At 68.2% G+C, this 13941-nt stretch carries 13 protein-coding genes; 11 read left to right on the forward strand and 2 right to left on the reverse strand.

The features are described from left to right. Positions 1-78: 78 nt before the first annotated feature. The gene (gene putA / locus ISP17_RS01945; protein ID WP_404629829.1) at positions 79-3318 is read right to left on the reverse strand and encodes a bifunctional proline dehydrogenase/L-glutamate gamma-semialdehyde dehydrogenase PutA; all 3240 of its coding nucleotides are present in this window, start codon (positions 3316-3318) and stop codon (positions 79-81) included. Positions 3319-3598: 280 nt separating this feature from the next. Between putA and ISP17_RS01950 the strand changes: the two genes are divergently transcribed. From ISP17_RS01950 to ISP17_RS01970, 5 genes are all read left to right on the forward strand, one after another. Continuing rightward, positions 3599-4081 (forward strand): DUF2244 domain-containing protein, encoded by a 483-nt coding sequence (locus ISP17_RS01950; protein WP_404629830.1) that lies wholly within the window; start codon positions 3599-3601, stop codon positions 4079-4081. A 20-nt stretch (positions 4082-4101) separates the two neighbouring features. Continuing rightward, positions 4102-5040, forward strand: a complete 939-nt coding sequence (coxB, locus tag ISP17_RS01955; protein WP_404629831.1) for a cytochrome c oxidase subunit II — start codon at positions 4102-4104, stop codon at positions 5038-5040. A 63-nt stretch (positions 5041-5103) separates the two neighbouring features. Then, positions 5104-6717, forward strand: a complete 1614-nt coding sequence (gene ctaD, locus ISP17_RS01960) for a cytochrome c oxidase subunit I (RefSeq protein ID WP_404629832.1) — start codon at positions 5104-5106, stop codon at positions 6715-6717. Positions 6718-6765: 48 nt separating this feature from the next. After that, a complete protein-coding gene (locus tag ISP17_RS01965) occupies positions 6766-6888 on the forward strand; it encodes a hypothetical protein (RefSeq protein ID WP_404629833.1) in 123 nt (40 codons plus the stop codon). A 97-nt stretch (positions 6889-6985) separates the two neighbouring features. After that, positions 6986-7873, forward strand: a complete 888-nt coding sequence (locus ISP17_RS01970; protein WP_404629834.1) for a cytochrome c oxidase subunit 3 — start codon at positions 6986-6988, stop codon at positions 7871-7873. Positions 7874-8043: 170 nt separating this feature from the next. Here the strand turns inward: ISP17_RS01970 and ISP17_RS01975 are convergent, their stop codons facing one another. Continuing rightward, positions 8044-8259: a twin transmembrane helix small protein gene (locus tag ISP17_RS01975; RefSeq protein WP_404629835.1), complete on the reverse strand. Its 216-nt coding sequence runs from the start codon at positions 8257-8259 to the stop codon at positions 8044-8046. A gap of 59 nt (positions 8260-8318) precedes the next feature. Between ISP17_RS01975 and ISP17_RS01980 the strand changes: the two genes are divergently transcribed. From ISP17_RS01980 to ISP17_RS02005, 6 genes are read left to right on the forward strand one after another with little or no spacing between them, the layout of a single operon-like run. After that, a complete protein-coding gene (locus tag ISP17_RS01980) occupies positions 8319-9071 on the forward strand; it encodes an SURF1 family protein (protein ID WP_404629836.1) in 753 nt (250 codons plus the stop codon). Then, complete coding sequence (locus ISP17_RS01985) at positions 9068-9664, forward strand: hypothetical protein (protein WP_404629837.1); 597 nt, start codon at positions 9068-9070, stop codon at positions 9662-9664. The genes ISP17_RS01980 and ISP17_RS01985 overlap by 4 nt, the downstream gene beginning before the upstream one ends. Then, a complete protein-coding gene (locus ISP17_RS01990) occupies positions 9664-10830 on the forward strand; it encodes a COX15/CtaA family protein (protein ID WP_404629838.1) in 1167 nt (388 codons plus the stop codon). The genes ISP17_RS01985 and ISP17_RS01990 overlap by 1 nt, the downstream gene beginning before the upstream one ends. Beyond that, positions 10827-11732 (forward strand): heme o synthase, encoded by a 906-nt coding sequence (locus ISP17_RS01995; protein ID WP_404629839.1) that lies wholly within the window; start codon positions 10827-10829, stop codon positions 11730-11732. Before ISP17_RS01990 ends, ISP17_RS01995 begins: the two co-directional genes overlap by 4 nt. Positions 11733-11753: 21 nt before the next feature. Further along, on the forward strand, positions 11754-12419 hold the full coding sequence (locus ISP17_RS02000) for a response regulator transcription factor (protein WP_404629840.1): 666 nt from the start codon (positions 11754-11756) through the stop codon (positions 12417-12419). Further along, entirely contained in the window at positions 12403-13824 is a 1422-nt protein-coding gene (locus tag ISP17_RS02005; protein WP_404629841.1) for a sensor histidine kinase, read from the forward strand. The genes ISP17_RS02000 and ISP17_RS02005 overlap by 17 nt, the downstream gene beginning before the upstream one ends. The last annotated feature ends 117 nt before the right edge of the window (positions 13825-13941 follow it).

Here is a 13941-nt window from a genome sequence, read left to right on the forward strand (position 1 = left end):
AAAACGTCCGGCGATGGTGGCACAGCTGCCACGGGATGCGCGCGGGCGGCGGCATACGCCGCCCGCGCCCGGGTCGACTTATTCGCCGATGGTCAGCAGTGAGGCGTTGCCGCCGGCCGCGGTGGTGTTGATGGTGAGCGTGCGCTCGCCGGCGAAGCGCAGCAGGTAGTGCGGGCCGCCGGCCTTGGGGCCGGTGCCGGAGAGGCCTTCGCCGCCGAACGGCTGCACGCCGACCACCGCACCGATCTGGTTGCGGTTGACGTAGCAGTTGCCCACCCGCGCGTTGCGGCTGATGTAGTCGATGGTGGCGTCGATGCGGCTGTGGATGCCCAGCGTGAGTCCGTAGCCGGTGGCGTTGATCGCACCAATCACGCGGTCGAGCTCGCTGGCCTTCCAGCGGATCACGTGCAGCACCGGGCCGAAGATCTCGCGGGTGAGCACCGACAGCGACGGGATCTCGTAGGCGCGCGGCGCGAAGAACGTGCCGTGCGCCGTGGCGGCTGCGTCCATCGGCACCTCGCCGATCTTCTTCGCCTCGGCGTCCATGCGCGCGGCGTGCTCGACCAGGATCGCCTTGGCGTCCTCGTCGATCACCGGACCGACGTCGGTGGAGAGCAGGCCCGGGTCGCCGACCTTCAGCTCCTTCATGGCGCCGGCCAGCATCGCGACCACCTTGTCGGCGATGTCGTCCTGCACGTAGAGCACGCGCGCGGCCGAGCAGCGCTGGCCGGCCGACTGGAACGCCGAGGCGATCACGTCCTTGACGATCTGCTCGGGCAGCGCCGAGGAGTCGGCGATCATCGCGTTCTGGCCGCCGGTCTCGGCGATCAGCGCGGCGATCTGCGCGTTGCGCGCGGCCAGCGCGCGGTTGATCGCCCAGGCGGTCTCGGTGGAGCCGGTGAACACCACGCCAGCCACGCGCGGATCGCGGGTCAGCGCGGCGCCGACGGTGGCGCCGTCGCCCGGCACGAACTGCAGCACGTCCTCGGGCACGCCGGCCTCGTGCAGCAGGCGGGTGGCGAGGTAGCCGATCAGGCTGGTCTGCTCGGCCGGCTTGGCGATCACCGGATTGCCCGCCGCCAGCGCAGCGCTGACCTGGCCGACGAAGATCGCCAGCGGGAAGTTCCACGGACTGATGCCGACGAACACGCCGCGGCCCTGCAGGAACAGCCGGTTGCTCTCGCCGGTGGGGCCGGGCAGCACTTCCGGCTCTGCGAACAGGCGGCGCGCCATGGTGGCGTAGTAGCGCAGGAAGTCGGCCGCTTCGCGGATCTCGGCGATCGCGTCGGGCAGCGTCTTGCCGGCCTCGCGCACGCACAACGCGATGAACTCGCCGCGGCGCGCTTCGAGCTGTTCGGCGGCGTACTCCAGCATGGCCGCGCGGTTGGACACCGGCAGATTGTTCCAGCGCTCGCGCGCGGCGTGCGCGTTGGCCAGCGCTTTTTCCACGGTGGCGTCATCGGCGGCGAGGTAACTGCCCACGCGCTGGCGGCGATCGGCAGGGTTGGTGACTTCGACCAGCGCACCCTTGCTCGCGGCGCCGGGCACCAGCGGGCCGGCGGTCCACGGGCCGGTGAAGGCGTTCACCGCCTCGGCGAGCGCGGTCAGTTCGTTGTCGTTGGCAAAGTTGACGCCCATGGAATTCTTCCGAAGTTCACCGTAGAGATTGGCCGGCAGCGGGATGCGCGGATGGGGGATGGAGTCGAACGCGCGCACCGTCTCGCACGGGTCGGCGACCAGCTCGCGGGCCGGCATGTCCTCGTCCACCACGCGGTTGACGAAGCTGGTGTTGGCGCCGTTCTCCAGCAGGCGTCGCACCAGGTAGGGCAGCAGATCCTCGTGCGTGCCGACCGGCGCGTAGACGCGGCAGGGCACGTTGAAATCCTTCGGCCCGATCACCTCGGCATAGAGGTCGGTGCCCATGCCGTGCAGGCGCTGGAACTCGAACGGCCGGCCCTGCGCGATGTGGTGCACGGCGGCGATGGTGTGCGCGTTGTGGGTGGCGAACTGCGGGTAGACCAGATGGCTGCCGGCGGCGAACAGGCGGCGTGCGCAGGCCAGGTAGGAGACGTCGGTGTTCGGCTTGCGGGTATACACCGGATAGCCGGACAGGCCCTGCTCCTGCGCCTTCTTGACCTCGGCGTCCCAGTAGGCGCCCTTGACCAGCCGCACGTACCAGCGGCGGTTGTGCGCCAGCGCCATCTCGACCACCCAGTCGATCACGAACGGGGTGCGCTTGGCGTAGGCCTGCACCACGATGCCCAGCCCGTTCCAGCCCTCCAGCGACGGGTGCGCGAAGACGTCGCCGATGATGTCCAGCGACAGCTCCAGTCGATCGGCCTCCTCGGCGTCCACCGACAGCGCAATGCCGGCCTTCATCGACAGCTGGGCCAGCTCGAGCAGCTTCTCGACCAGCGCCTTGCGGGCGCGCTCGCGCTGGGCCAGCTCGTAGCGCGGGAACAGCGCGGAGAGCTTGACCGAGATCGAGGGCGCCTCGGTGTGGCTGGCGAACGGCCCGCGCCGGCCGAGTGCGGCGATCGCATCGCGATAGGCCTGCTGGTAGCGCTCGGCGTCGGCGGCAGTCAGCGCGGCCTCGCCCAGCATGTCGAAGGAATAGCGGTAGGCCGCGTTCTCCTTCTTCACCGAGCGGTCCAGCGCCTCGTCGATGGTCTGCCCCATCACGAACTGGTGGCCCATGATGCGCATCGCCTGGCGCACCGCCACCCGGATGGTCGGCTCGCCGATGCGCGCCACCAGCCGGCGCAGCGCGCCGGTGAAGTCGGTGCGGGTGCTGTCGGCGAGGTTCACCAGCTGGCCGGTAAGCAGCAGACCCCAGGTGGACGCGTTGACCAGCAGCGATTCGCTGCGACCCAGGTGCTTGCGCCAGTTGGCGTCGCCGAGCTTGTCGCGGATCAGCATGTCGGCGGTGCGCGTGTCCGGGATACGCAGCAGCGCCTCGGCCACGCACATCAGCAGCACGCCTTCCTCACTGGACAGGTCGTACTGGCGCATGAAGGACTCGACCACGCTCTGGTCCTTGGCGCGCGCCCGAACGCGGGTGACCAGCGCGGCGGCGCGGTCGACCACCTGCTCGCGCTCTTCGCTTGGCAGGCTGGCCTGGTCGAGCAGGTCGAGCACCGCTTCGGTCTCGTCGCGCAGCCATGCGGCGGTGATGCGCGCGCGGGCCGGCGCGACGCTCGGGGGGAGTTCGGGACTCAGGATGGCGTCGGTCACGGGTCGTTCGATCCGGGCGGTAGCGGGCGGGGGAGGGCGGGCAAGCCGCGCATTGTACGCGGCCCCCAGTCGCCACCCAACCATGGATCCGACGTGCGGAGGGGTATGGCGGCGATCGCCGGGTTGTGCCGCGATCGGGGGGCGACACAACGGTTTGCGGTGCCCGGGCAAAGTGTCGCAAGTGACCCATCGCGGGTGACGGCATGTTGTCTGCACACTCCGCGGAAAGCCTCGCGAATGGCGTGGTCACGCAATATCGCAAAGGGCTGCGCGACGTCCTGATCCCGGTCATGCGCCTGCGTCATTGTTGCCCGTGGCGCTGGTGCGGCCTATCATTCCGCTGTTCCAGGCACGCCGGATCCCCATGATCGTGCTTCGACCTGCTGCCGATAACCTGCCGTGCGCGCTGTGGCTTCGCCCCAATCGCACGCTCAGCCGAATCGGCCTGCGTCGACTGATCATGGTGCTGGCAGCGCTGGCGCTGACAACCGCCGGTCTGGGTGCGTGGCAGGGGAACGTGTTTGCCCCGCTGTTTGCCCTGGTTGAATCCGTGGCCATGGCCGTCGCACTGAGCGTGGCCTGGCGGGCAGGCGGGCGCGGTGAACGCATCACCCTCGACGAAACGTCGCTGGAGGTGCGGGCTCTGCCGGGGCAGCGGCGCATCCACTTCCAATCCCACTGGGTGCGGGTGAGGCTGGCGCCGGGCAAGGGGCGTCAGCGGCTGGTGCTGTCATCGCATGGTCGCGAGTTGGAGATCGGAGCCTTTCTCGCTGACGAGGAGCGCGCCGAGCTGTCGAGGAAACTCATGGTGCTGCTGGCCGAGCTCAAGGGCACGTGGCGCAAGTAGGTTCAACAAAGGTGCAAGACATGACATCTGGCGGCATCAAGCCTCACGGTATCAAGCGCGCGGTGTTGACCGGCCTCGCCGGCGCGCTCGCCCTGTTCGGCGGCGCGGCGACGGCCAACCCGAAGGAATGGCAGCTCAACATGACGCGCGGCGCCAGCGAATGGTCGTCCGAGCCGTATTTCCTCAACAACGTGTCGCTCGGCGTGTGCGTCGCGATCGGCATCCTGGTGTTCGGCGCGATGTTCATCGCCATGTTCCGCTTCCGCAAGTCGCGCGGTGCGGTGGCCGAGAAGTGGACCCACAACACCATGCTCGAAGTGGTGTGGACCACCATCCCGGTGATCATCCTGATCGTGCTGGCCTACCTGGCCACCGGTGGCCTGACCTCGTTCGCCAACACCACCGGCTCGCAGATGACCGTGAAGGTCACCGGCTACCAGTGGAAGTGGCGCTACGACTACGTCGACTACAAGGGCAAGGCGATCGACAAGGTCGGCTTCATGTCCAAGCTTGACGACGCCAGCAACGAGACGCGCCAGCTCGGCTCCGGCATGGACCCGAAGGCCGTGCAGGTGAACGGCGAGAACACCTACCTGCTCGACGTCGACAAGCCGCTGGTGGTGCCGGTGGGCACCAAGATCCGCTTCGTCATCACCGCCGGCGACGTGATCCACTCGTGGTGGGTGCCGGCGCTGGGCTGGAAGATGGATGCCATCCCGGGCATCGTCAACGCCGCCTGGACCAACATCAAGGAGCCGGGTATTTACCGCGGCCAGTGCGCCGAGTTGTGCGGCCAGGATCATGGCTTCATGCCGATCGTGGTCAAGGCGCTGCCCAAGGCCGAGTTCGAGCAGTGGCTGGCGCAGCAGCAGGCGGCCAGTGCACCGAAGCCGGCGGCTCCCGCCGCTGCTCCGGCCACCGCGCAGGTCAAGACTCCCGCCCCGGGCAACCGGGGCTGATTTTCCGGCGGACCGCCTCCCGGCGGTCCCACGCAATTACGCATCAGGCAGAGGTTCAAGGCCATGGCCCACGCAGCCACCCACGACCACCACGATCATCACGGCGCGCCGTCGAATTTCTTCACGCGCTGGTTCATGTCCACCAACCACAAGGACATCGGCACGCTGTACCTGGTGTTCGCGCTGGTGATGTTCTTCATCGGCGGCAGCTTCGCGATGGTGATCCGCGCCGAGCTGTTCAAGCCGGGCCTGCAGCTGGTGCAGCCTTACTTCTTCAACCAGATGACCACCATGCATGCGCTGGTGATGATCTTCGGCGCGGTGATGCCGGCCTTCGTGGGCCTGGGCAACTGGATGATCCCGCTGATGATCGGTGCGCCGGACATGGCGCTGCCGCGCATGAACAACCTGTCGTTCTGGATCATGCCGTTCGCCTTCGCGCTGCTGCTGTCCACGCTGTTCACCGCGGGTGGCGCCCCGGCCGGTGGCTGGACGATGTATCCGCCGCTGGCGCTGCAGGGCGGCTCGGTCGCCTCGATGGTGTTCGCGGTGCACCTGATGGGTATCAGCTCGATCATGGGCTCGATCAACATCATCGCCACCATCCTCAACATGCGCGCGCCGGGCATGGATCTGCTGAAGATGCCGGTGTTCGTGTGGAGCTGGCTGATCACCGCGTTCCTGCTGATCGCGGTGATGCCGGTGCTCGCGGGCGCAGTGACGATGCTGCTGACCGACAAGTACTTCGGCACCAGCTTCTTCAATGCCGCCGGCGGCGGTGACCCGGTGCTGTTCCAGCACATCTTCTGGTTCTTCGGGCACCCCGAGGTCTACATCATGATCCTGCCGGCGTTCGGCGTGATCTCGGAGATCATCCCGACCTTCGCCCGCAAGCCGATCTTCGGCTACAAGGCGATGGTGTTCGCGATCGCCTCGATCGCCTTCCTGTCGTTCATCGTGTGGGCGCACCACATGTTCGCCGTCGGCCTGCCGCTGGGCGCCGAGATCTTCTTCATGTACGCCACGATGCTGATCGCGGTGCCCACCGGCGTGAAGGTGTTCAACTGGGTCAGCACCATGTGGGGCGGCTCGATGACGTTCGAGACGCCGATGCTGTTCGCCGTCGCCTTCGTCATCCTGTTCACCATCGGCGGCTTCTCCGGCCTGATGCTGGCGCTGGCCCCGGCCGACTTCCAGTACCACGACACCTACTTCGTGGTGGCGCACTTCCACTACGTGCTGGTGACCGGCGCGGTGTTCTCGATCATCGCCGCCACGTATTACTGGCTGCCGAAGTGGACCGGCCGGATGTATTCGGAGTTCTGGGGCAAGATGCACTTCTGGAACTCGGTGATCTGGGTCAACGTGCTGTTCTTCCCGCAGCACTTCCTGGGCCTGGCCGGCATGCCGCGCCGCATCCCGGACTACAACGTCGCGTTCGCCAACTTCAACATGATCAGCTCGATCGGCGGTTTCCTGTTCGGCGCCTCGCAGCTGATCTTCGTGGGCGTGCTGATCCACGCGGTGTGGGGCTCGAAGAAGAAGGCCACCGACCGCGTGTGGGAAGGTGCCAAGGGCCTGGAGTGGACCGTGCCGTCACCGGCGCCGTTCCACACCTTCGAGGTGCCGCCGGTCATCAACGACGACGAGCTGGCCCACGGCCATACCGACCACTGATAAAGTTGCATGCCACCCCCCAGGCGGTGGCGTGACGGGGCAGCAGACATGCAGGAATCGCCGCAGGCCATGATGGAAAAGCGTCGCCGCGCCGCCAGGCGCACCGCGCTCATCATGGGTGGGGTCGCGCTGGTGGTCTTCGCGCTGTCGCTGTTCCAGATGGTGCGATAACGCCGGCGCGCTGTGCGGGCCGGCCAGAAACAGAGCAGTTCCCCGTGCGGCACGACGGGGTCGACGTCAGAAAGAGATATCCACGGGAACCTTCACGATGGGTCAGCAGCAAGGCGCTTACTTCGTTCCAACCAAGAGCTCGTGGCCGATCGTCGCCGCCGTGGTGATGTTCGTCACCGTGTTCGGCGCCAGCCACTGGCTCAGCGCCCAGCCGGGTGACACCAGCTTCGGCAAGACGGTGCTGACCATCGGCGTGCTGGGCGTGCTGGGCATGTTCTTCGGCTGGTTCCGCTCGGTGATCCGCGAATCGCTGGCCGGCAACTACAACAGCCAGGTGGACCGTTCGTTCCGCATGGGCATGCTGTGGTTCATCTTCTCCGAGGTGATGTTCTTCGGGGCCTTCTTCGGCGCGCTGTTCTACTCGCGCATGTTCTCGGTGCCGTGGCTGGCCGGCGAAGGCCATGGCGTACTGACCAACCAGTTCCTCTATCCGGCCTACACCGGCGGCTGGGGTGCGGCCGGCGGCAACGGCCCGCAGGCCATCGGCGGTCACTTCCAGACCGTGGCGGCGTGGGGCCTGCCCCTGCTCAACACGCTGATCCTGCTGACCTCCAGCGTGACCGTGACCATTGCGCACCACGCGCTGAAGTCCGCCCATCGCGGCAAGGTGCTGGTGTTCCTCGGCCTCACGGTCCTGCTCGGTGCGGTGTTCCTGTACTGCCAGGCGCACGAGTACATGGAGGCGTACAAGGAGCTGAACCTCACGCTGCACAGCGGGGTGTACGGCTCGACCTTCTTCATGCTCACCGGCTTCCACGGCATGCACGTGACGCTGGGCACCATCATGCTGGCGGTGATCTGGTTCCGCGTGGCGAAGGGTCATTTCAACAAGGAGCACCACTTCGGCTTCGAGGCCGTGGCGTGGTATTGGCACTTTGTGGACGTGGTCTGGCTGGGCCTGTTCATGTTCGTCTACATCCTCTGAGCCAGTGGCCTGCGGGCGATCGGTTCGAGAACGAAAAGGCCCGCCAAAAGGCGGGCCTTTTTTCTTGAGATATCCAAGACTGGGAAGCCTGGCGGAGGCGGCGATTCACGGGCGCAATGACGCAGTGGAGCTGCCCATGCAGGCCGCCCGCTAGAATGGGCGGCCAACGATCAGCGATTGACGTCGTGCGGGTGCAGCCAGCCCATCCAGATGCCGAACATCACCATCAGGATCAGCAGCACCGACAGGCCGATGCGCCGCGTCAGCGCCCAGACGGTGCGCTTGCTGTTTTCCTTGTCGGTCATCATGAAGTAAAGCGCCTGGCCGAGGTTGAACAGCACCACGAACAGCATGATGACCAGCGCATATTTGTAGACGGTTTCCACGTGACTGACTCGAAAAACGACGATTTTGCGAGTATAGCCCGCTCCCTCGGAGCAACCGAGTGAGCGCGCTGCGTCGTCCCGCGTGGTGGTCTGTCGCACTGACCGTCGCCGGCGCGCTGCTTTTCGTGCGTCTGGGCTTGTGGCAGCTGCATCGAGCCGACGAGAAGGAAGCGCTTCTGCGGCGCTATGCCACATCGGCCACGGCGCCCCTGCAAGCTTTCGATCCGGTGGCCTCGACGCCGCCGGAAACGGCGTATCCGCGCGTGCGCTTGAGCGGCCGATACCTGCCCGGCCGGATCTACCTGCTCGACAATCCGAAGCACGATGCACTCGGCGGCGTCGAAGTGTATGCGCCGCTGCAACGGGCCGGGCACGAACGACTGCTGCTGGTCGACCTGGGCTTTCTGCCGGGCAACGGTACCGACACCGCGCCGCAGGTGCCGGCGCTGCCGGCGGGCGACGTCACCGTGCAGGGCCTGTACGTGCCGCCGCCGGGCGTTGCGCTGGAGATGGGCGGCGATGCGCTGGCGCAGCAGCGCACGTACCCGAAAAAGACCATTTACCTCGATCCAGCCCAGGTGGCGCGCGATCTGGGTCGCCCGCTCTACCCGCGCCTGCTCGCGCTGGACCCCGATCCGGCGGCGATCTACGTGCGCAAGCACACCCTCGATTTCTCCGCGATGCCGCCCTCGCGGCATCGCGCCTACGCGTTCCAGTGGTTCACCTTCGCCGTGGCGGCGGTGGTGATCTTCCTGGTGCTCCACCGCAAGCGCCGCCCCCGGGCGCGTTCCAGCACGAGTCGCACGCCATGAATGTCCCTGCTCCCGATCACGCGCAGCGCGCCAGTCGCGCCAAGCTGCTGCTGATCACCGCGGTGTTCGCCGCGCCGATCATCGCCGCGGCCATCCTCACCGTCTCCGGTTGGCAGCCGCAGGGCAAGGGCAACGGCCTGCCGATCATGCCGCAGCGCAATTTCGTCGCCGAACCGGTAACGGTGAAGCTTGCCGACGGCAGCGCCTACGCCTGGCGCGACACGCAGCCACGGCTGACCCTGATCGCCCTGGTCGGACCCGGGTGCGCCGCACGCTGCGTGGACACGCTGACCAAGATGGCCGCCGCCCGCGTGACCCTGGCGCGCAACATGCCGCGGCTGCGCCTGCTGCTGCTGGGCACGCCGCCAGCGAACGAGCCGGTGAAGGATGGGCGCGTCGCGCTGGGCGCCAATCCGGATGCCTCCTACCTGCTGGGCAGCGACGTGGACGGCAAGCTCGCCGCGTTCGCGCCCACCACGCCTGACAGCGTGAGCGCCGTGCTGGTCGAATCCAACGGCACCGCGCTGTCGCTGTATCCGGCCGGGTTCGACACCACCGGCCTGCGCAAGGACCTGCAGAAGGTGATCCGCTGATGACGCCGCGCTCCACTCTCGTGCTCCGTCGCCTTGCCCTGCTGGCCGCGCTGTTCGCCTTCGGCCTGGTGATGTTCGGTGCCTTCGTGCGCCTGTCCAACGCCGGGCTGTCCTGTCCGGACTGGCCCACCTGCTATGGAAAGGCGACCTGGCCCACCGCGGTGCACGAGGTGGCGAAGGCCGATGCGGCCTACCCCGAGCGCCCGTTCGAAGACTCCAAGGCCTGGCGCGAGCAGGTGCATCGCATCCTCGCCGGCACGCTGGGTTTTGCCGTGCTCGCGATGGCGCTGATCGCCGCCTGGCGGCAACGCTGGAACGCGCTGGCGGTGCTGGCCGGTGCCGTGCTCGCGGCGGTGGGCGTGGCGCTGTACATGCGCGGTGCGTACACCATTTCGTCGGTGATCTCGGTGCTGGCGATCGGCCTGCCGTTGATGGCGGCGTTCACCCTGCGCCGTCCCGGCGCCTGGCGCGCCAGCGTGCTGGCGCTGGCGGTGATCATCTTCCAGGCCATGCTCGGCATGTGGACGGTGACCCTGTTGCTCAAGCCGATCGTGGTGATGGGCCACCTGCTCGGCGGCCTCACCACGTTCTCTCTGCTGGCCTGGTCGGCGCTGCGCTACGCCGGCGTGGGGGCGGATGACGACCGCTACGCGGCGCTGCGCAAGGCGGTGATCTTCGGCGTGGTGCTGCTGGCGTGCCAGATCGCGCTGGGCGGCTGGACCTCGTCGAACTATGCCGCGCTGGCCTGCGGCACCGATTTCCCGAAATGCCTGGGCCAGTGGATGCCAGCCACCGATTTCAAGGAAGGCTTCGTGCTCTGGCGCGGCATCGGCGTGAATTACGAGGGCGGCGTGCTCGACATGGCCGCGCGCAGCGCGATCCAGATCGTCCACCGCATCGGCGCGCTGGTGGTGTTCTGCTACCTCGGCTGGCTCTCGCACAAGACGGCGCGCGCCGGCCTGCGCGGGCTCGGCATCGCGATCGGCGTGGCGCTGGTGGTGCAGGTGCTGCTGGGCATCAGCAACGTGCACTTCGGCCTGCCGCTGTGGGTCGCCACCGCGCACAATGGCGTGGCCGCGGTGCTGCTTTTCACCCTGCTCGCCACCCTCGCGCGCACCCAGCGGCGCCGGCCGGACGGCTCGCCGCTGGTAGAATCTCGCGGATGACTGCCCACGTCCGCGAATACCTGCAACTGACCAAGCCACGCGTCGTCGCGCTGCTGGTGTTCTGTGCCGTGATCGGCATGTTCCTGGCCGTGCCCGGCCTGCCGCCGTGGCGTTCGCTGGTGTTCGGCACGCTGGGCATCTGGATGGCCTCGGGCTCCGCGGCGGCGTTCAACCATCTGATCGACGAGCGCATCGACAAGTTGATGGCGCGCACCGCACGTCGGCCGCTGGCGACCGGCGCGCTCAGCGCGCATCAGGTGCTGGCATTCGCCGTGCTGCTGGGCGTGGCTTCGATGCTGGTGCTGGCGCTGCTGGTGAACCTGCTCACCGCCGTGCTCACCTTTGGCGGTCTGATCGGCTATGCGCTGGTCTACACCGCCTACCTGAAGCGCGCCACGCCGCAGAACATCGTGATTGGCGGCCTCGCCGGCGCGATTCCGCCGGTACTGGGCTGGACCGCCGTCACCGGCGAGCTGCATGCCTTCGCGCTGCAGCTGTGCCTGATCATCTTCGTGTGGACGCCGCCGCATTTCTGGGCGCTGGCGATCTTCCGCCGCGACGACTACGCCCGCGCGCAGGTGCCGATGCTGCCGGTGACCCACGGCGTGGTCTACACGCGCTGGCACGTGCTGTTCTACACCGTGCTGCTGGTGCTGGTGACCCTGCTGCCGGCGATCACCGGCTATACCGGGCTGGTCTACCTCGGCGGCGCGATCGTGCTCGACGCGGTATTCCTGTACTACGCGATCCGCCTGCTGAACCCGCCCGACGACTTCTTTCCGATGCGCGTGTTCAACTACTCCATCGTCTACCTGATGGCGCTGTTCGCGTTCCTGCTGGCCGACCATTGGCTGCTGCCCGCAGGGGCGCCATCGAGCCTGGTGTTCCAGCCGGCCGGCTGACCGCCGGCGCGCGGAGGAACGATGCGCCTGCTGATCGCCGAAGATTCCCCCACGCTGGGCCGCGACCTGCGCGATGCGCTGGTGCGCGACGGCCACGTGGTGGACGTCGCCGTCGACGGCGAGCAGGCGATGCACTTCCTGGCCGCGTATCGCTATGACGTGGTCACGCTCGACCTGATGATGCCCAAGGTGGGCGGCTGGGCGGTGCTGCGCTGGCTGCACGGCCGGCCTGAGCGGCCGCGCGTGCTGGTACTGTCCGCACGCGGGCAGGTGGAGGATCGGGTGGACGTGATCAATCTCGGCGCCGACGATTTCATGGTCAAGCCGTTCGCCTACGCCGAACTGCTGGCCCGGCTGCACGCGCTGATGCGCCGCGGCGACACCTCCGCGGTGGTCCTGCGGGCGGGCGCGCTGGAGGTGGATCCACGTGCGCGCCTCGCCCGCGTGGGCGAGGTCACGCTGCCGCTCTCGCCCAAAGAGTACGCGCTGCTCGACATGCTGCTCACCCATCGAGGGCGCGTGCTGTCGCGCAGCGCCCTGTTCGAGGGCCTGTACGACGCGCGCAGCGAGGCCTCGGACAAAGTGATCGAGGTGCTGATAAGCACGCTGCGCACCAAGCTGGCGCAGGCCGGGATCCACGAACTGATCGAGACGCGTCGCGGGTTCGGGTATGTCGTGGCTGCGTAACGTGCTGCTCGGCTCGATCCGCGCCCGCCTGCTGGTGCTGCTGCTGGGCGGGCTGGGGACGTTGATGCTCGCGCTGTTCGTGCTGCTCGACTACAGCATCGACCGGCAGATCTTCGGCCGCCTGGACCAGACCCTGCTGGCGCGCGCGCGCGGCGTGGTGGTGCTGCTGGAGGCGCATCCGCGCGACGACGCCTGGCAGGAGCTGCATGAGCTCAGTCCCGAGTACGCCACCGGTGGCCACACCGACTTCCTGCAGATCTGGGACGCCCGCGGCCGCACCTTGCTCAGCTCGGCCAGCAACACGGCCCGCAACCTGGCGCCCCCCCCGGCCGCGGTGCCGGCCAACGCGCCGCTGTTCTACGACCTGCGCCTGCCGGACGGGCATCGCGGTCGCGCGGTGGGCCTGCGCTTCGCCCTGCCCGGGAGCATCGATGACGCCACCCTGGTGGTGGCCGAGGAGCGCGAGCAGATCGACCAGTTGGAGCGGCACGTTCATCTGGCCCTGGTCAGCGGCGTGATCGGCATGGGTCTGCTCGCCGCCCTGCTGTCGATCCTGGCGGTGCGCAGCGGCTTGCGCCCGCTGTTCGCCTTTGCCGATCGCGCGCGCCGCCGCGACGACGACGGACCGGACGTCGAGCCGCTCCCGGCCGATGAGCTGCCGCGCGAGTTGCGCCCGTTCGCGCTCACCCTCAACGCCGCCTTCGCTCGCCTGCAGGCTGCGGTGGGTCGTGAGCGCCGGTTCGCGCGCGATGTCGCGCACGAACTGCGCACGCCGCTGGCCGAAACGCGCATGGCGGTGGAGCTGGCCGGCGGCACGCCGCCTTCGCCGGTGCTGCGCGATGCGCTCGGCTCGATCGACCGCATGCAGCGCTGCATCGACGGCCTGCTGGCGCTGTCGCGCTACGAGGCCGGCATGGACCAGGCGCAGATGGAGCCGCTGGAACTGGTCGAGCTCCTGCGTCGCGCGCTGGCGCTGGCGTCCGGCACGGCCGCCAAGCGCCGGGTTTCGCTGGTCAGCGAGCTGCCGGACGAATGCTGGATCGTGTCCGACCCGGCGCTGCTGGAGCGCATCGTCGACAACCTGCTGATCAACGCGGCGGAGTACGCGCCATCCGGGGCGGTGGTGCAGGTCGAGCTGGCGTCGCGTGCGGACGGCTGGACGGTGCGCATCGGCAACCCGGCCCCGGGCCTGTCCGCCGAAGATCTCGCCCGGCTCGGCGAGCGCTTCTGGCGCAAGTCCGCCGCGCGCGAAGCGAGCCAGCACGGTGGGCTGGGGCTGGCCTTGTCGGTCACGCTGGCCGAGCTGCTGGGTCTGACGCTGCGCTTTTCCCTCGCCGAGGGCGTGCTGTGGGCCGCGCTCGGCCCCCTGCGACCGGTGGTCCTGCCGGAAGCGGCCGGCTCTTGAGGATGCCCTGATCAATCAGGCGCAGGCGTCACCGGCTCTGTTTGTTCGCAGGCCACAGGGGCGACGGCGAGAGCAGACTGGCCGTCTGTTGAGCCGGCGCACCGCACGCGGGGAGTG

This window comes from Dyella ginsengisoli (genome assembly GCF_044904665.1).
Classification (GTDB): domain Bacteria; phylum Pseudomonadota; class Gammaproteobacteria; order Xanthomonadales; family Rhodanobacteraceae; genus Dyella_A; species Dyella_A ginsengisoli.